Here is a 17,149-nt window from a genome sequence, read left to right as displayed (position 1 = left end):
TCGGATGCCGCAGACCGAGACACCGGGCACCGAGGTGGCCCCGCGGCCCCGGCTGCGCTGGTGGACCGAGCTGCCCCTGATCCTGCTGGTCTACGGCTGCTACTCGGCCGGCCGGCTCCTCGCGCGCGGTGACGTCACCAGCGCCGTCGACCACGGCCTGGCGATCCTGCGCGTCGAGAAGGCCCTGCACCTCAACGCCGAGCACCCGCTGAACCGGCTGTTCACGCGCGAGGCCTGGCTCGGGGTGCCGGCCGACTTCTGGTACGCCTCGCTGCACTACCTGGTCACGCCCGCCGTCCTGGTCTGGCTGTTCCACGCGCGTGCCCGGCACTACCGGGCGGCCCGCACCTGGCTGATGACGTCGACGTTCCTGGGGCTGATCGGCTTCACCCTGCTGCCGACCTGCCCGCCCCGGCTGCTCTCCGCAGGCCACGGTTTCGTGGACACGATGGCGCAGTACAGCTCGTACGGCTGGTGGGGCGGCGCGGCCAGCGCCCCGCGCGGCATGGGCGGCATGACCAACCAGTACGCGGCGATGCCGAGCCTGCACGTGGGCTGGGCGCTGTGGTGCGGGGTCATGCTGTGGCGCCACGGCGGTACGCGCCTGACGAAGGTCCTCGGTGTCGTCTACCCGCTGATGACCGCGCTCGTGGTCATGGGCACCGCCAACCACTACCTGCTGGACGCGGTCGCCGGCGTCGCCGCGATGGGCGTCGGCCTGCTGCTGGCACCGCGCGTGATCCGGGCCGTGGACCTGGTCCGGACCCGGTCGGCGCGCCGTGTCGCACCGGCCGCGGACGGCACGGGTTCCCCGATTGTCAGTGCCGGGTGCCAGACTTCCGCGGGTGAGCGAATTCCACGGCAGCGCGAGTCGCGGCTCGACCCCGCGGCCGGACCGGACGCCTCCCCCGTCGACGTCGGCGAGCAGGCTCCGACACCGGCTCGCTGAGCTGCGCGGTCCCGACGTACCGGCCAAGGCCCTGGACGCCCGCGCCCTCGCGGCGCTCGCCGCGAACCCGGGGTGCGCCCGGCGGGCGGTCCTGGACGGCGCCGGGGTGGACAAGGCCCGGCTGGCGAACGCGCTGGGCGCGCCGTCCGGTTTCGGGCAGTCGCAGTTCGCGCTGACCCGGGGCAACGCGTTCGAGGCGCGGGTGAAGGCGGACGGCGGCGCGGAGCTGCTGCGGCTGGCGCACGCCCGGCTCGACCCGGGCGCCGAACCCCCCGCCGGGGCGGCCGTGCCGGACCTGAGCGCGCACGGCCCCGAGGGGCGCACGGCGCGTACGGCGCTGGCGCTGCGCGAGGCCGTGCGGGCCGGCGGCTGGACGCTGCTGGACCACCCGATGCTCGCCCTGGACGTCGCCGGTTCGCTCGCCTTCCTGGAGCCGGACGCGGTGGTGGTGCACCCGGACGGCAGCTGGTCGGTGGTGGAGATCAAGTCCTTCCCGATGGTGGACGGCGCCGCCGACCCCGCGAAGGTGGGCGCGGCGGCCCGGCAGGCGGCCGTCTACGTGCTCGCGCTGGAGGAGGTCGCGGCCCGGCTCGCGGAGCCGGAGGGGCACGCCCCCGCCCCGCGGGTGCGCCACCGGGTGCTGCTGGTGTGCCCGAAGGACTTCTCCAACCTGCCCGCGGGCTCCGCCGTGGACGTCCGCAAGCAGCGCGCCGTCACCGCGCGCCAGCTGGCCCGGCTCACCCGCATCGAGGAACTCACCGACGCGCTGCCCGAGGGCACCTGTTTCGCGCCCGACCGGCCCGCCGAGGATCTGACGGCGGCCGTGGAGGCGGTGCCGGCGACGTACGCGCCCGAGTGCCTGTCCGCCTGCGAACTGGCCTTCCACTGCCGCGACCGGGCCCGCTCGGCCGGCGCGGTCACCCGCCTCGGCCGGCCCCTGCGGGCCGAACTGGGCGGCCTGGCCACGGTCGGGGAGGTCCTGGCCGCGGCCCGCGGCGAGAGCGGCGACCCGGACGACCCGGCGGTGGCCGCCCTGCGCCGCGCGGCGGCCCTGCGCGCGGAAGCCCTCCGGGTGGCCGGCACGACGGCCTCGCGGACGGCCGCGGGCGTCGCGGCCCCCCGCGCGCAGACACCGGCAGCGCGGACACCGGCAGGGGACACCGCCGCGACCGCCCGGGACGCTCTGGCGACGGCCCGGGAGGCGACCACGTGTCCCTGATCACCACCCTCGCCCGGCTGGAGGCCGTCGGCAGTGGCCGGGCGCAGCCGGCCGCGACGGTCCGGCACCGGCATCTGTCCGACCACCCGCTGGTGTTCGTGCCGCTCACCACGGCCGGCGAGACCGGCGCCCCGCTCGGCGCGCTGGTCGGCACCGACCGGGACGCGCCCCGCCTGCTGGTCGTCCCCCAGCCCCGCGACCGCGACCTGCGCTTCACGTTCCTCGCCGACCTGGCCGACGTCGTCCTGCCGTACATCGAGGCGTACGCGGAGTCCGTGGAGGCGGCCGAGCGCACCGAGACGGACCCGGAGACCGGCAAGCGGGTCAAGGTGGAGGCCGAGCTGTGCGCGGACGCGCCCCAGCTGATCGTGCCGAGCCGCACGGGCCTGGACCTCGTACGGCTGCTGGGCCGCTCGATGCGGTTCCGGCGCACCGCCGAGCAGGACCCGGACGCGCCCTACCCGGCGCCGCCCCGGGTGCCGCTGCTCGGCCGCTGGCTCACCCACTACGGCGAGCGGGCCCGGGTGCCGGGCTCCTCGCTGCTGCTCGCCCTGACCGACGTGCTGTCCCGGCACTGGGCGACCGGCCAGTCCGGCCTCGAGGACCAGCACCTGGGCGCGCTGCTCGCCTGGATCGACCCCCCGGAGGGCCGGACCGGCGCCGAGGCCGCCCGCCGGGCCGAACTCGCCCGGGACGCCGACGGGCAGCTGCTGTGCCCGCCGGCCGGTCCCGCCACCGACCCCGCGTTCGACAACAGGCTGCTGGCCCCGGCGATCGAGCGCTACGACCGCGCGCGTACCGCCCTGGCCGCCGCCGAGGACCCGCTGGAGGCCGACGACCGGCTGGCCGCGCTCACCCGGGCCGAGCGGGAGGTCCGGGACCTGGTCGACAGCCGCGCCCGGCCCACCTGGGACGCGGTGTGGCGGGGACTGGACCTGCTGCGGGCCCTCCCGGCCGGGGCGCACGTGGAGGAGCGCTGGACCCGGGACCGCTGGTCGTTCACCGCGCACCGGGACCGGGTGCTGGCCGGCGAGCCCCCGCAGCCGCGCCGGGACGACGCGGTGACGGCCGCGAACAAGCTGGCCACGCGCGAGCGGGAGCAGGCCCGGCTGGAGGCGCAGGAGGCGCTGGACGACCCGCTGGTGATGGCGGAGCGGCGGCTGGCCGGGGAGGCGTTCGCCGGCGAGGTGATTGACGTCGTGATGGCGTACAGCGAGGGCAGGCGGCCGAGCCCGCGCCCGCTGGTGACGGTCCGCACGGAGGACCGGCCGCATCTGGCGGGGCGGGCGAAGGTGTACCGCTCGCTGGGCGGCAGGCCGCAGTCGGCGGAGTTCGCCGGGCAGGAGGAGGACGGGGCGCTGGTGCTGCGGATCCTGGACAAGATGGGCCGCGGCAAGGAGCCCGAGCCCGGGTCGGTGCCGGAGAAGGGCGACCTGGTCTGCTTCACCCTCTTCGAGCACGAGCAGCGCGGCGGGGCGAAGCTGCCCGACCCCGAGGAGACCCCCTGGACGCACGGCGGCCCGCCGGGCGAGCCGGCACCGGAGGCGCCCGACCCCGTGACCGAGGAGGACGTGCTGTGACGACCGTCGACTTCGACCCCGGAGCCGCGGCCGCCCAGGCCACCGACGCGATCCTGCACGACACGCTGCACGGCGGCGAGCGGGGCGTGGTGGTCGACTCCCCGCCCGGCGCCGGCAAGTCCACGCTGGTGGTCCGCGCGGCCCTGGAGCTGGCCGGCGCGGGCCGCCCGCTGATGGTCGTGGCGCAGACCAACGCCCAGGTGGACGACCTGGTCCTGCGTCTGGCGGAGAAGGACCCCGAGCTGCCGGTGGGCCGCCTGCACAGCAGCGACGCCGACGCGTACGACCGGGCGCTGGACGCCCTGCCCCAGGTCCGCACGTCGGCGAAGGCGGCGGACCTGAACGGCCTCCCGGTGGTGCTGTCCACGGCCGCGAAGTGGGCGCACGTGAAGGTGGACGAGCCGTGGCGGCACGCGATCGTGGACGAGGCGTACCAGATGCGCTCGGACTCGCTGCTGGCCGTGGCCGGCCTGTTCGAGCGGGCGCTGTTCGTGGGCGACCCGGGCCAGCTGGACCCGTTCTCGATCGTCGGCAGCGAGCAGTGGGCGGGCCTGTCCTACGACCCGTCGGCCTCCGCGGTGACGACCCTGCTGGCGCACAACCCGGGCCTGCCCCAGCACCGCCTCCCGGTGTCCTGGCGCCTGCCCGCGTCCGCGGCGCCCCTGGTCTCCGACGCGTTCTACCCGTACACGCCCTTCCGCAGCGGCACCGACCACGGCGACCGCCGCCTCACCTTCGCGGTCCCCTCCGACGGCTCGGGTCCGGACCGGGTGATCGACGAGGCGGCCGGGTCCGGCTGGGGCCTGCTGGAGCTGCCCGCCCGGCACACCCCGCGCACGGACCCGGAGGCGGTGCGGGCGGTGGCGGCGGTGGTCCGCCGTCTGCTGGACCGGGGCGGCGCGGCCCTGTCGGAGCGCGGCCCGCACCCCGTCCCGCTGACGGCCGACCGCATCGCCGTGGGCACGGCCCACCGCGACCAGGCCGCGGCGGTCCGCGCCGCCCTGGCCGAGCTGGGCGTGCCGGACGTGACCGTCGACACCGCGAACCGGCTCCAGGGCCGCGAGTACGACGTCACGGTCGTCCTGCACCCGCTCTCCGGCCGCCCCGACGCCACCGCGTTCCACCTGGAGACCGGCCGCCTGTGCGTCCTGGCCTCCCGCCACCGCCACGCCTGCATCGTGGTCTGCCGCGCCGGCGTCACCGACCTCCTGGACGACTACCCGTCCACGGAACCGGTCCGGCTCGGCACCCTGGTGAAGTTCCCGGACGGCTGGGAGGCGAACCACGCGGTCCTGTCCCACCTGGCGGAACACAAGGTGGGCTGGCGGGTGTGAGCGCGCCCGGCGAACAGCCCGGCGAACAGGAGGTCCGCCGGCGGAGGGAGGGCCCCTTGCGCCGGCGCGGGACAATGGACGGTGGCCCGCCCGTCGGCGGTGCCGGTGAACCGTACGAGGAGGAGAGAAGACATGGCGGAGCCCACGCCGCGTCGTAACGAACCGCGGCTACGCCCCGCGCCCCTGCTCTTCGAGCCCGCGGAGGCGGCCTCCGATCCCGAGCACTTCTTCGACCTGGAGTCGATCGAGGACCCGCGGGCGCTCCTGACCCGGGCGACGGAGCTGACCCAGGCGTTCCGCGCGGCCGCCGACCGGGCCGTGGAGTTCCAAGCCATCGCGGCGGCCCAGCTCGCCGACCCGCGCCGCTTCGACCGGCTGACCCCGGCGGACATCGCCGAGCGCGCGGAGTGGACCGAGGACTACGCGAAGAAGATGGTCGAGTTCGGCCGGGACCTGCTGCGCGGGGAACAGGACGGGCGGACGACCGCCGACCCGGTGTAGCACCCACCCGGCATATGCCAGGCGGGCAAGATACTCCTCCTTTCCCCCGCGTGTCCCGATTTTCCGCAACTCAGAAGAACGGTCCGCTCACCGCCTGTACACCTGGGTGGCATGAGCAGCGCACCGAACGTCTCCCGTGTCGGCTCCGACGGCGTCGCCTGGCTCGCGTCGGCGGCGGCGTTCCCCCGCAGCACCCTCGCCCTGTGGGAGGACCGCCCGGACGCCCCGGTCGTCCTGCCCTGCGGCACCGTCTTCGACGTGGTGAGCGCCCCGGCCGTGTTCGGGCGCCGCATGCTGGACCGGCTCTGGGACGAGGGCGCCGGCTCCGGCCCGGTCGCGGTATTCCGGGGCCGGATGCTGCTGTTCGCCGCCCCCGGCACGGCCCAGCGGCTGCCCTCGCTGCTCGACTGGGAGGAGTGGGGCTCGCAGCGGGCCCGGGAGGTCCCGCCGCTGCTGTGCCACGGCACCGGCGACGCGGTGACCGTGCCCGCCCTCACCTGCGAGGACGCCGTCGGCGCCGGTCGCTGGGTGGTCGCCCCGGACACCCGGCACCCCTGGCTGCCCGGCCCCGAGGTGCTGCTCTGGGCGGCCGTACGAGCCGCCCGGGCCGCCGTGCGGATTTCGATTTTTCCTCCCGCCGACCAGGATGCTAATGTCTACGACGTCAGCAGGCGCCGCTAGCTCAGTTGGTTAGAGCAGCTGACTCTTAATCAGCGGGTCCGGGGTTCGAGTCCCTGGCGGCGCACCTGAGGGAAACGGCGGGTCCGGTTCGAAAGAATCCGGCCCGCCGTTTTCGTGTACACGAGGCTTCAGTCGCTCGTCCCGGGCGTGATCTTCACCGTCCAGGCCCCCGACGCCGTCCGCCCCTCCGCCTCGACCCTCACGCCTTCCCCGGGCACGGTGAAGCTCTCCCCGAGCAGGACCGGCGCGTCGGCGAGGGGCGGGTAGACGGAGTTCTCCCAGCAGGCCTCGGTGCGCGGGTGGGCGTCCACGACCTGGACCGGGCCGTCGCCGGACGGGGCGTCACCCCGCACCCGGTAGACCAGGATCCCCTGCCGGCAGGACAGCCGGTCGTTGCCGGCCGTACCGCGTGCCTCGAACGCGAGGGCGCTGTCCTCGCCGGTGCGCACGACGGCCAGTTTGACGCCGTGCCCGAGGCCGAACGCGGGGTTGCCGCCCGGGCCCGGCACCGCGACGCCCGGCCCGGCCGCGAGGGGCTCCAGGGTGAGCCGGGTCGGCGTGCTGCCGCGCACGCAGACCACCTGGCGCGGGCCCAGCCAGCCGAGCCGCCACTTGTGCCAGCCGAAGAGGTCGGGGGCGAGCCCGAACTGGCTGCCCATCAGGTCCCAGTCGCCGACGTAGGTGTCCCAGTCGCCCTTGCCGTCGACCGGCCGGTGGTAGAGGTCGGGCAGGTCGAAGACATGGCCGGTCTCGTGGGCGAGGACCAGCCGGTCCGGCGGATGGTGCTCGAACACGGTGACGACCCGTTGGACGTCGGTGCCGTCGACGCGCACCGGCGTGTCGAGGTTCACGACCTTCGTGGCGTCCGAGTCGACGCCGGGCGCGTCGGGGTCGGCGACGAGGTAGACGACCGGGTAGCGGGAGAAGTCGACCTCCTTGTCGGCCACGGCGAACGCGTCCCGCAGGTAGGCGGCCCGGTCCTCGGCGCTCCAGTCCCGTCTCATGGCGTACGACGTCGACGGGCGCGGCATGCGCAGCCAGTGCCCCAGCGGGTGCGGTCGCAGGGTGAACCTGCCGTAGGACGCCTGTTCGTAGAAGCGGCTGGTGGCCGGGAAGTGGTCGGCGGTCAACTGGGCGGGGGTGGTGCGGGGGGTGGAGTCCGGGAAGGAGAGGAAGACCATCACGGCGTCGAGGGCACCGGTCGGGCGGCTGTAGGAGGGGTTCCAGCCGTCCACGCCCTCGGAGTGGTGGGCCTCGCCGCGGTGCAGGGCGCAGGGGGCCGTGGAGAACGGTTCGGCGGCCGAGGGACCGGTGAGGATCGAGGTCGCGGCGAGCGCCGACATCGTGGTGAACACGGCGGCGGTGCTGCGCAGCTTGGGCACGGACTTGACCTCCGGATGCGGTTCGCGGGACCCGCACCCAGATTGCTGGTGTTCACCGTGTTTTGCCCTGTTTGCATGCACCAGAAGGGTGAGCGCGCCCCCGTCGCACGCCGGCGCGCCCCGGCGCTCGACACCCCGAAACACTCACGGAACGTCACAACTGGTCGGAGGCCTCAAGAAGCCGTCCAGGTGCGGGCAGAAACGATCTGTCAGAACCTGTACTCCGTCCGGGAGACTGGACAGTGGCTGGAAGGGCCCGGGGCCAGCCTCTATGATCGGCACACTTTCCGGCACGGACAGGCACGGACACAGATCGAGTGCACTGCGGGAGCGAGCGGTGAGCGGAACGTCCGAAGGGCCGACGCCCGCGGCAGACCTCGACCGGTCAGCCGTCACAGACAGTCACCACACCACCTACCACCGTGTCTTCGCGACGGCGCCGCTCGCCATGGCGGTCGTGGCCCCGGAAGGCCTCGTCATCAGCGCCAACGCCGCGCTCGGCGAGCTGCTCGGCGGCGATCCGGACGCGTTCGTCGGACGGGTCGCGGCCGACCTGGTGGACCTGGCCTCCGACGCCCGCAGCCGGCACGCCTACCGCGAGGTGCTGCGCGGCCGGCAGGCCCGGCTGCGCTGCACCCGGCGCCTCAAGCACCCCGGAGGGCACTCGCTGTGGGTGCAGATCACCGTCGCCCCGCTGGCCGACGGCGAGCCCGGCGTCCTGCTCTCGGTCGTCGACATCAGCTCCCGGCGCGAACTCCAGGCGCGGTTGCGGCACCTGCAGATGCACGATCCGGTGACCCGGCTGCCCAACCGCACGCTGTTCTTCGAGCGTCTTTCGGCCGCGCTGGAGGCGGAGTCGTACGAGCAGAGCGGCACCGGCCGGATCGGCCTGTGCTATCTGGACCTCGACGGCTTCAAGGCCGTCAACGACACCCTCGGCCACCGGGTCGGGGACCGGCTCCTCGCGGCCGTGGCCGAGCGCCTGACCACGGTCGCCGACGAGGCCGGGTACGCCCGCGCCGCGACTCCCCTGGTCGCCCGGCTCGGCGGTGACGAGTTCGCCCTGCTGGTGGAGGACTCCACCGGCACCGAACAGCTCGCCGATCTCGCCGAGTCCGCGCTGAAGGCGCTGCAGCAGCCCTTCGACCTGGCCGGGCAGCGGCTGTCGCTGACCGCGTCCATCGGGGTCGTGGAACGGCACGCGGCCGGCACCACGGCCACGGGTCTGATGCAGGCGGCCGATACGACGCTGTACTGGGCGAAGGCCGACGGCAAGGGCCGCTGGACCCTGTTCGACCCCGAGCGCAACGCCCACCGCATGACCCGTCAGGCGCTGTCCTCCACCCTGCGCCCCGCCATCGAGCGCGGCGAGTTCGCCCTGGAGTACCAGCCGTTGGTGGCGATGGAGGACGGCCGGCTCAACGGTGTGGAGGCCCTCATCCGCTGGCATCACCCGCAGTTCGGCACGCTGACGCCGAATCGGTTCATCGGACTGGCGGAGGAGGACGGCTCGATCGTGCAGCTGGGCCGCTGGGCGCTGGCCACCGCCTGCCGGCAGGCCCGCCGCTGGCAGCTGGACCACCCCGGCGAACCGCCCATCTTCGTCAGCGTGAACGTCGCCGTGCGGCAGGTCTGGGACTCGGACCTGGTGGCCGACGTCGCGGAGACCCTCGCGGAGACCGGGCTGGCCCCGCACCTGCTCCAGCTGGAGCTGACCGAGTCGGCGGTGATGGGCTCGGCGGGCCGGCCGCTCCAGGCGCTGCAGGCCCTCAGCGACATGGGCGTGCACATCGCCATCGACGACTTCGGCACCGGCTACTCCAACCTCGCCTACCTGAGCCGGCTGCCGGTCTCCGCGCTGAAACTGGACGGCTCCTTCGTCCGGGGCTTCCAGTACGAGGAGGCCGCGAAGGGGGGCGTGCCCAACCCGGCCGACGAGGTCATCGTGGAGGCGATGATCCAGCTCGCCCACCGGCTCGGGCTGACCGTCACCGCGGAGTGCGTGGAGACCTCGGCCCAGGCCACCCGGCTGCGCCGGATCGGCTGCGACACCGGGCAGGGCTGGCTGTACTCCCGCCCGGTGCCGCCGGATCGTATCTCCGAGCTGCTCGGGGCTCAGGCCTGCGCGGTCGGCAAGCCGTAGGCGTCGGCGACCAGCTCGTAGGAGCGCAGGCGCAGTTCACCGCTGTGCGCGTGGGTGACGATCATCAGCTCGTCGGCGCCGGTGCGCTTGTGGAGGTCGTCCAGGCCGGTGCGGACCTCGTCGGCGGTGCCGTGCACGACGTTGCTCGTCCAGGAGGTGACGAAGTCCTCCTCCACCGGGCTGAACCGGTGGCGCTCGGCGTCCTCCGGTGCGGGGAACAGGCCCGGGCGGCCGGTGCGCAGCCGGAGCATGTTCAGTGCCAGCGCGCGGGTCTGCCGGCGGGCCTCCCGCTCGTCGTCCGTGGCGAGGGTGGACACGCCGATGAGGGCGTACGGCTCGGACAGGACGGCGGAGGGCCGGAAGGTCTGCCGGTACAGGTCCAGGGCCGGGATGGTGTTCTGCGCGGAGAAGTGGTGCGCGAAGGCGAAGGGGAGGCCGAGCAGGCCGGCGAGCCGGGCGCTGTAGCCGGAGGAGCCGAGCAGCCAGACCGGCGGGCGGTGCGGGGACTGCACGCCGCCGGGGGTGGTTCCCTGGACCGGGCCGGGGATCGCGTGGATCCGGCCGTAGGGGTGCCCGTCGGGGAAGTCGTCGTCCAGGAACCGGGTCAGCTCCGCGAGCTGCTGCGGGAAGTCGTCGGCGCCCTCGCCCGGGGTGTCGGTGCGGCGCAGGGCCGCCGCCGTGGCCCCGTCCGTGCCCGGCGCCCGGCCGAGGCCCAGGTCGATCCGCCCCGGCGCCATGGCCTCCAGCGTGCCGAACTGCTCCGCGATCACCAGGGGGGCGTGGTTGGGCAGCATCACGCCGCCCGAGCCGAGCCGGATGCGCTGGGTGTGGGCGGCCAGGTGGGCGAGGATCACCGCGGGCGAGGAGGAGGCCACGCCGGGCATGGAGTGGTGCTCGGCGACCCAGTAGCGGTGGAAGCCGCGGGACTCGGCGAGCCGGGCGAGCGCGACACCGGTGCGCAGGGCGTCGCTCGCGGTGCTGCCCGCGCCGACGGTGGCCAGGTCCAGTACCGAGAGGGGGACGGGCGCGGTGCCGTGTGTGGTCCCCCGGATCTCGTCTGCCTCGTCTGCCGCCACGGTGTGGGCCTCCTGTATCGCGCGTGAGTGTCCTCGCCCGGCTAACAGGAGGGTGTCTCCGGTTATTCCCCGGGGCCGGACGCCTAGACCTGCACCAGGGGCTCCCGTGTGAACAGCGTCCCCAGGGAGGGCGCGTTCACCCGGCGGTCGGTGAGCCTGAGGGCCTCCCAGACCGTGACCTGGCTGGCGGTGAGGACCGGCTTGGACAGGGCCTTCTCCAGCAGGCCGAGGTGGGCGGCCGTGTGCAGGGCCGTGTCCGGGAGGAGGACGGCCTCGGCGTCGGGGGTGTCCGCGGCGCGGGCCAGGGTGAGCACGTCCTCCTCGCCCCAGCTGCCGGCCTCGGCGGCGGTGACGATCCCCGAGGAACGCGTCCCGGTCACCTCCAGGCCGCCGGCCCGCAGGAAGTCCGCGAAGAGCGCGGTGATGTCCTCGGGGTACGTGCTGCCGACGGCGACCCGGCGCACCCCGATCTCGCGGGCCGCGTGCACGAAGGCGAAGGAGGTCGAGGAGGCCGGCATGCCGGCGAGCCGGGCCAGGGTCCGCACCTGTTCCTGGGCGCCCTCCCAGCCGTGGACGAAGCCGCCGCTGGTGCAGGCCCACACCACCGTCTCGGCTCCGGTCAGCCGCAGCTCCTCCACTCCCGCGGCGAGCCGCTCGGCGGAGCCCATCTCGCGCAGGGCGGCCACCCGCTGCGCGTCCTCCCCGCTGTCGGTGTGGAACAGGTCCACCCGGATGTCGCTGCCCAGGAGCTGCTCGATGCGTGGATAGTCGTCCTCGGCGGAGTGGCCCGGGTAGAGGAATCCGAGTGCGGTCATGTCCAGCCTTCCTGCTGTTCTTCCGGCAGTACGGGCCATGCGCGGGCAGCGGCGTCCCGCAGCGCCTGATACGGCCCCACGGCCCGGGTACCCAGTCGGCGCGGCGACGCCCACATCGTGACCTGGTTGGCCGAGATCGCCGGCCTCCTCGGCTCGGCCCCCAGCCGGGGGATGACGTCGTGGGCCGACGGGTCGACGCAGGTCAGGCAGAGCGCGTCGGCGGCGCCGGGGCGGGCCGCCGCGAATCCGGCCCGGCCGACGGCTCCGGCAGCGCGCCGGAGGCGGTCGGCGAGGGGAAGGATCCGGCCATGGTCGTCGCCACGCGCATCGCCCGCTCCCCGGGGATCCCTCCGAGGGGGCTGCCGGAGGCGCCGGGCGCAGGCGACGGCCTCAGTGGGCGACGGCGTCGGGCGCGCGGGCCACCCCGCCGGGCATCGCGTGCCCGCCGGCCGGGCCCGGGCCGGGCGCCCCTCGACCCGTACGAGCAGAGCGCGGAGCAGGTGCGGGGAGACCTCTTCTGGCGCCCCGCGTCACACTTCGCGGCCCAGGGCGAAGTCGAAGGGGGCCGCCACGCCGATGCCGCGCTGGGGTTCCGCGTCGGTCTCCGGAAGTCCGCCCCGGGGAACGGCGCGGCGCCCGGTGTGCGCGGCCGCGAGGTGGGACGCCGGTGCCGGGCTTCAGGGTTGGGGGGCGCCGGGAAAGGAGGGGGGCCACCGTCGGCGCCGGTCTCAGGCCCGGGGGGCGAGCGGGCAACGGGTTGTGGACAGGCCCGTGTTGACGAAGGCGGATCCGGGTGCGAGCGTGGTCGATCCGCGCACGATCCGCGCATGTCAGACGCCGGGAGCCGCCCTGCATGACGCCGACACCCCCCACCGTCGTGGTCCTGGACGCCGATCCGCCGCCCCGGCTCGGCCGCCTCACCGGCCGCGCCCGGATCGTGCACACGGACGCGGCGCACCTTCCCGAGCGGCTGCCGGACGCGGACGTGCTGCTGGTGTGGGACTTCACCTCGCACGCGGTGCGCGAGGCGTGGCCGGGCGGCGGGCCCCGGCCTCGCTGGGTGCACACGGCGAGCGCGGGCGTCGACCATCTGATGTGCCCGGAGCTGGCCGCGTCGGACACGGTGGTGACCAACGCGCGCGGGATCTTCGACCAGCCGATCGCCGAGTACGTCGCGGCCCTGGTGCTGGCGGTCGCCAAGGACCTGCCGCGGACGCTGGAGCACCAGGGGGAGCGGGTCTGGCGGCACCGGGAGACCCGGCGGGTGGCGGGCACGCGCGCGTGCGTGGTCGGGTCGGGCCCGATCGGCCGGGCGATCGCCCGCACGCTGAAGGCGCTGGGGGTGACGACGGCGCTGGTGGGGCGGGTGCCGCGGACCGGCATCCACGGTCCCGACGAACTGGACCGGCTGGTCTCCCGCGCGGACTGGGTGGTCGCGGCGGCTCCGCTGACCGCGCAGACGTACCGCATGTTCGACGCCCACCGGTTCGGTGTGATGCAGCCGTCGGCGTTCTTCGTCAACGTCGGCCGGGGCGGCCTGGTCGACGAGGGGGCCCTCGCGCGGGCCCTGACCCGGCGCTGGATCGCGGGCGCGGCCCTGGACGTGTTCACCACCGAGCCGCTGCCCGAGGGCAGCCCGCTGTGGAGGCTGCCGGGACTGATCGTGTCCCCGCACATGAGCGGCGACACGGTCGGCTGGCGTGACGAACTGGGTGCGCAGTTCGTGGAGTTGTACGAGCGGTGGGTGGCGGGCAGATCCCTGACGAACGTGGTCGACAAGACGCGTGGTTACGTGCCCGGACGCTGACGTGCCCGTCACCGGCCTTCTGGAGGGTGCGTGCGGCTCACCGGTCTCACCTGCGGCCGGTGGTCCGCCGGCGGTGACGCCGGTCGTCGCGGCCCGGCACCACGACGACCCGGTACCGCGGGCCGCGCACCCCCTGGACGGGACCGGGGCGGCCGGTGCCGCCACGGTCGGGTGCTGCACGACCGGGGCACCGAGCGCAGCCTCGACGTAGCTCGCGGCACGGGCGGGGATCGCGGTGACCGTCGGGTTCTCCGGTGGGGGTTCCGTGGAGACGGAGGACACCGCAGCGGACGCGGATCCGGTCGCGCGTGCTCACGGCGCGGCGGACGCCGCCGGTGGGCGGCCCGTCCCTGCCCCGCTGCTGTGCAGGTCAGAGGCGTGCGGTGGGTGAACGGGCGTGCCGTGTGGGGCGGATGCCGCCGGCCGGGCGGGACGGTGACGAGTCGTCGGGCCACGAGAAACGGGGTGCATAGCCCGGTTGCGCTTGGGTAGCCGCGCCGCCATGGCTCCACCACTTGGCAACGACGTACACACGGTCCGGCCGGAACACAGACACACCCGGCGCTCGGTGCTGGCGGGTCTCGCCGCGTTCGGCGCGCTGGGCGCGGCGGGCTGCACCCGGGTGGCGTCGGCGTCCGGGAAGGACGGCGGCGACCTGCTGGACCGGCTGCGCGCGCTGGGTGTCGTGCGGCTGGGGATCGCCGGGGAGATTCCGTTCGGGTACATCGACCGGGACGGGAAACTCACCGGGGAGGCGCCCGAGCTGGCGAAGACGGTCTTCAAGCGGCTCGGGGTGGACCGGGTGCAGCCGGTGCCGACCGAGTTCGGCTCGCTGATACCCGGGCTGAAGTCGCAGCAGTTCGACGTGGTGGCCGCGGGCATGTACGTCACCCCGGATCGCTGCGAGCAGGTGATCTTCGCCGACCCGGACTACCAGATGCCGGACGCCTTCGTCGTCCGCAAGGGCAACCCGCTGGGGCTGCGCACCTACGCGGACGCGCTGCGCCGGCACGCCAAGGTGGCCACCGGCACCGGGTACGCGCAGATCCAGCACGCCGTGGAGGCGGGCTACCAGGAGAGCGACCTCGTCATCGTCCCGGACCAGGTCGCCGGGCTGAACGCGGTGGAGTCCGGACGGGTCGACCTGTTCGCGGCCACGGCCGTCACCGCCCGGCTGGTCGCGCGGGGCTCCGCCAAGGCCGAGTCCACCAAGCCGTTCGTCGCGCTCGTCGACGGCAAGCCGAAGGCGGACGGCGGGGCGTTCGCGTTCCGGCCGGCCGAGACCCGGCTGCGGGACGCCTTCAACGCCGAGCTGCACAAGCTGCGCCGCAGCGGGGAGCTGTACCGGATCGTCCGGCCCTTCGGCTTCACCCGGGCCGAGATGACGACCCTGACCGCGAAGGAGCTGTGCGGCTCGTGACCACGGGACTGTGGGAACTCGTCCTCCAGGGGATCGGCATCACCCTCCAGCTGCTGGTGTACAGCGCACTGCTCGCCGTGGCGGTCTCCTTCGTGGTGGGCGCCGCGCGCACCCACCGCTCGCGGCTGGTCCGCTTCCTCGCGGCCTGCTACACCGAGGTGTTCCGCGGCATCTCGGCGCTGGTGATGATCTTCTGGGTGTTCTTCGTGCTGCCGGTCGCCTTCGGCTGGCAGCTGGTGCCGATGTGGGCGGGCACGCTCGCGCTGGGCCTCACCTACGGCGCGTACGGCGCGGAGATCGTGCGCGGCGCCCTCGCCGCGGTGGACCCGGCCCAGCGGGAGGGCGGGATCGCGCTCGGCTTCTCGCCCTGGCAGCGGCTGCGGCTGATCCTGCTGCCGCAGGCGGTGCCGGAGATGGTCCCGTCCTTCTCCAACCTGCTGGTCGAGCTGCTCAAGGGCACCGCGCTGGTGTCCATCACGGGCATGGGCGACCTGGCCTTCAGCGGCAACCTGGTCCGCCTGGCCCTCCAGCAGAGCGGCCCGATCTACGCCTACCTGCTGCTGATCTACTTCGTGATCGCGTTCGCGCTCACCCGCGGGATGCGGGTGCTGGAGCGCCGGCTGAAGGCGGAGGTGGCCCGGTGAACTGGGACTGGGGAGCCGTGTCCGACTTCATGCCGTACTTCTGGAAGGGCCTGCTGGTCACCCTGGAGGCGCTGGCCCTGGGGTCGCTGATCTCGTTCGCGCTGGGCCTGGTGTGGACCCTGCTGATGCGCACACCGACCCGCTGGGTGCGCTGGCCGGTGGGGGTGCTCACGGAGTTCGTGCGGGACACCCCGCTGCTGGTGCAGCTGTTCTTCCTGTTCTACGTGCTGCCCGAGGCGGGCGTGACCCTGTCTCCGCTGACCACCGGCGTGCTGGGGCTCGGGCTGCACTACTCGACGTACACGATGCAGGTCTACCGGGCCGGTATCGAGGCGGTGCCGGCCGGGCAGTGGGAGGCCGCGACCGCGCTCAGCCTGCCGGTGCGGCGCACCTGGACGGCGGTGGTCCTGCCGCAGGCGGTCCGCCGGGTGGTGCCGCCGCTCGGCAACTACGTCATCGCGATGCTGAAGGACACGCCGATGCTGATGACCATCGGCGTGCTGGAGATGCTGGGCCGGGCGCGGCTCGTCTCCCAGCAGCACTTCCAGTTCACCGAGCCCCTGACGGTGATCGGGGTCGCCTTCGTCGTCGTCTCGTACCTGGCCTCCGTTTGTCTGCGCACCCTGGAGCGACGCCTTGTCCGTTGAGACCAGCAAGCAGCCGGCCGTGACCGGCACCCCGACGACCGAGCTGATCCGCATCGAGGGGGTGACCAAGCGGTTCGGGGACAACACCGTCCTCGACGGTCTCGACCTGTCCGTGGACGCGGGCCGGCACGTCACCCTGATCGGGCCGTCCGGCTCCGGCAAGACCACGATCCTCAGACTGCTGATGACCCTCGCCAAGCCGGACGCGGGCACGATCACCGTCGACGGGCAGCGGCTGTTCCCGGCGCCGGAGCGGCAGGTCCGGGAGGTCCGCAAGAAGATCGGGATGGTCTTCCAGCAGTTCAACCTGTTCCCGAACATGTCGGTGCTGCGCAACCTCACGGAGGCGCCGGTGCGGGTGCTCGGCCTGTCGAAGGACGAGGCGGAGGCGCGGGCGCGGGAGCTGCTGGACCTGGTGGGCCTGGCCGACAAGTGCGACGCCAGGCCGACCCGGCTCTCCGGCGGCCAGCAGCAGCGGGTGGCGATCGCCCGGGCGCTGGCGATGCGGCCCCGGGTGCTGCTGCTGGACGAGGTGACCTCCGCGCTCGACCCGGAGCTGGTCGCGGGCGTGCTCGACCTGCTCCGGGACATCGCGCGCAGCACCGACATCACGATGCTCTGCGTGACCCACGAGATGGGTTTCGCCCGGGACATCTCCGACCAGGTGCTGATGTTCGACGCGGGCCGGGTCATCGAGGCGGGCCCGCCGGAGAAGATCTTCGGCGACCCGGAGCGGGAACGGACCCGGGAGTTCATCAGCGCGGTCCGGTGAGGAAGGGGCGCAGGGGCGGAAAGAACCGAGGTCCGCTCGCTGGGACATGACACTGGCATATGCCAGCGGATCACCACCGCAGCTGGGGGCCGGGGCGCACGGCCGCAATCTCGCCAACACCCTCTCGCCGTGCAGCCTTTGGCGGCTATCGTGGTGACGATCCGCCGACCCGGGTCGTG

15 protein-coding genes and 1 tRNA gene are annotated in these 17,149 nt (G+C 74.2%); 13 read left to right on the top strand and 3 right to left on the bottom strand.

Annotated features, from left to right (window positions below; all coding sequences use genetic code 11):
* Positions 1-4: 4 nt before the first annotated feature.
* From ACZ4VF_RS30000 to ACZ4VF_RS29970, 7 genes are all read left to right on the top strand, one after another.
* The gene (locus tag ACZ4VF_RS30000) at positions 5-949 is read left to right on the top strand and encodes a phosphatase PAP2 family protein (RefSeq protein WP_467929881.1); all 945 of its coding nucleotides are present in this window, start codon (positions 5-7) and stop codon (positions 947-949) included.
* Complete coding sequence (locus tag ACZ4VF_RS29995) at positions 846-2,168, top strand: hypothetical protein (RefSeq protein ID WP_467929880.1); 1,323 nt, start codon at positions 846-848, stop codon at positions 2,166-2,168. Before ACZ4VF_RS30000 ends, ACZ4VF_RS29995 begins: the two co-directional genes overlap by 104 nt.
* On the top strand, positions 2,159-3,748 hold the full coding sequence (locus ACZ4VF_RS29990; protein ID WP_467929878.1) for a hypothetical protein: 1,590 nt from the start codon (positions 2,159-2,161) through the stop codon (positions 3,746-3,748). Before ACZ4VF_RS29995 ends, ACZ4VF_RS29990 begins: the two co-directional genes overlap by 10 nt.
* Positions 3,745-5,082, top strand: coding sequence for an AAA domain-containing protein (locus tag ACZ4VF_RS29985; RefSeq protein WP_467929877.1), 1,338 nt, complete (start codon positions 3,745-3,747; stop codon positions 5,080-5,082). Before ACZ4VF_RS29990 ends, ACZ4VF_RS29985 begins: the two co-directional genes overlap by 4 nt.
* Positions 5,083-5,214: 132 nt before the next feature.
* Positions 5,215-5,583: a hypothetical protein gene (locus tag ACZ4VF_RS29980; RefSeq protein ID WP_467929875.1), complete on the top strand. Its 369-nt coding sequence runs from the start codon at positions 5,215-5,217 to the stop codon at positions 5,581-5,583.
* 111 nt (positions 5,584-5,694) lie between these two features.
* Positions 5,695-6,264 (top strand): bifunctional DNA primase/polymerase, encoded by a 570-nt coding sequence (locus tag ACZ4VF_RS29975; protein ID WP_467929874.1) that lies wholly within the window; start codon positions 5,695-5,697, stop codon positions 6,262-6,264.
* Positions 6,255-6,328: transfer RNA gene (locus ACZ4VF_RS29970), tRNA-Lys, on the top strand. The genes ACZ4VF_RS29975 and ACZ4VF_RS29970 overlap by 10 nt, the downstream gene beginning before the upstream one ends.
* Positions 6,329-6,392: 64 nt before the next feature.
* Here the strand turns inward: ACZ4VF_RS29970 and ACZ4VF_RS29965 are convergent.
* The gene (locus ACZ4VF_RS29965; protein ID WP_467930057.1) at positions 6,393-7,607 is read right to left on the bottom strand and encodes a M6 family metalloprotease domain-containing protein; all 1,215 of its coding nucleotides are present in this window, start codon (positions 7,605-7,607) and stop codon (positions 6,393-6,395) included.
* A 376-nt stretch (positions 7,608-7,983) separates the two neighbouring features.
* Here ACZ4VF_RS29965 and ACZ4VF_RS29960 point away from each other — a divergent pair, with 376 nt between their 5' ends.
* Positions 7,984-9,789, top strand: coding sequence for a putative bifunctional diguanylate cyclase/phosphodiesterase (locus ACZ4VF_RS29960; RefSeq protein ID WP_467929873.1), 1,806 nt, complete (start codon positions 7,984-7,986; stop codon positions 9,787-9,789).
* Here the strand turns inward: ACZ4VF_RS29960 and ACZ4VF_RS29955 are convergent.
* Complete coding sequence (locus ACZ4VF_RS29955) at positions 9,762-10,865, bottom strand: LLM class flavin-dependent oxidoreductase (protein WP_467929871.1); 1,104 nt, start codon at positions 10,863-10,865, stop codon at positions 9,762-9,764. The genes ACZ4VF_RS29960 and ACZ4VF_RS29955 overlap by 28 nt on opposite strands.
* A gap of 83 nt (positions 10,866-10,948) precedes the next feature.
* Entirely contained in the window at positions 10,949-11,680 is a 732-nt protein-coding gene (locus ACZ4VF_RS29950; RefSeq protein WP_467929870.1) for a maleate cis-trans isomerase family protein, read from the bottom strand.
* An 853-nt stretch (positions 11,681-12,533) separates the two neighbouring features.
* On the opposite strand from ACZ4VF_RS29950, the gene ACZ4VF_RS29945 reads away from it, so the two are divergent.
* The 5 genes from ACZ4VF_RS29945 to ehuA all read left to right on the top strand — a co-directional run bounded on the left by ACZ4VF_RS29945 (position 12,534) and on the right by ehuA (position 16,970).
* Positions 12,534-13,487, top strand: a complete 954-nt coding sequence (locus tag ACZ4VF_RS29945) for a D-2-hydroxyacid dehydrogenase (protein WP_467929869.1) — start codon at positions 12,534-12,536, stop codon at positions 13,485-13,487.
* A 502-nt stretch (positions 13,488-13,989) separates the two neighbouring features.
* Positions 13,990-14,907 (top strand): ectoine/hydroxyectoine ABC transporter substrate-binding protein EhuB, encoded by a 918-nt coding sequence (gene ehuB / locus ACZ4VF_RS29940; RefSeq protein WP_467929867.1) that lies wholly within the window; start codon positions 13,990-13,992, stop codon positions 14,905-14,907.
* Positions 14,904-15,551, top strand: coding sequence for an ectoine/hydroxyectoine ABC transporter permease subunit EhuC (gene ehuC / locus ACZ4VF_RS29935; protein ID WP_467929866.1), 648 nt, complete (start codon positions 14,904-14,906; stop codon positions 15,549-15,551). The genes ehuB and ehuC overlap by 4 nt, the downstream gene beginning before the upstream one ends.
* Complete coding sequence (ehuD, locus tag ACZ4VF_RS29930; RefSeq protein ID WP_467929865.1) at positions 15,548-16,198, top strand: ectoine/hydroxyectoine ABC transporter permease subunit EhuD; 651 nt, start codon at positions 15,548-15,550, stop codon at positions 16,196-16,198. Before ehuC ends, ehuD begins: the two co-directional genes overlap by 4 nt.
* Positions 16,188-16,970 (top strand): ectoine/hydroxyectoine ABC transporter ATP-binding protein EhuA, encoded by a 783-nt coding sequence (ehuA, locus tag ACZ4VF_RS29925; RefSeq protein ID WP_467929864.1) that lies wholly within the window; start codon positions 16,188-16,190, stop codon positions 16,968-16,970. The genes ehuD and ehuA overlap by 11 nt, the downstream gene beginning before the upstream one ends.
* Positions 16,971-17,149 lie beyond the last annotated feature (179 nt).

It is taken from the genome of Streptomyces sp. NPDC029151 (assembly GCF_055564315.1).
The sequence above is the reverse complement of the archived record's forward strand: the minus strand, read 5'-3'. Positions and strand labels throughout refer to the sequence as shown.

Coding starts and splice junctions, on each gene's coding strand:
- ACZ4VF_RS30000 (WP_467929881.1), top strand. CDS start 5: ATGCCGCAGACCGAGACACCGGGCACCGAGGTGGCCCCGCGGCCCCGG.
- ACZ4VF_RS29980 (WP_467929875.1), top strand. CDS start 5,215: ATGGCGGAGCCCACGCCGCGTCGTAACGAACCGCGGCTACGCCCCGCG.
- ACZ4VF_RS29975 (WP_467929874.1), top strand. CDS start 5,695: ATGAGCAGCGCACCGAACGTCTCCCGTGTCGGCTCCGACGGCGTCGCC.
- ACZ4VF_RS29965 (WP_467930057.1), bottom strand. CDS start 7,607: ATGTCGGCGCTCGCCGCGACCTCGATCCTCACCGGTCCCTCGGCCGCC.
- ACZ4VF_RS29950 (WP_467929870.1), bottom strand. CDS start 11,680: ATGACCGCACTCGGATTCCTCTACCCGGGCCACTCCGCCGAGGACGAC.
- ACZ4VF_RS29945 (WP_467929869.1), top strand. CDS start 12,534: ATGACGCCGACACCCCCCACCGTCGTGGTCCTGGACGCCGATCCGCCG.
- ehuB (WP_467929867.1), top strand. CDS start 13,990: ATGGCTCCACCACTTGGCAACGACGTACACACGGTCCGGCCGGAACAC.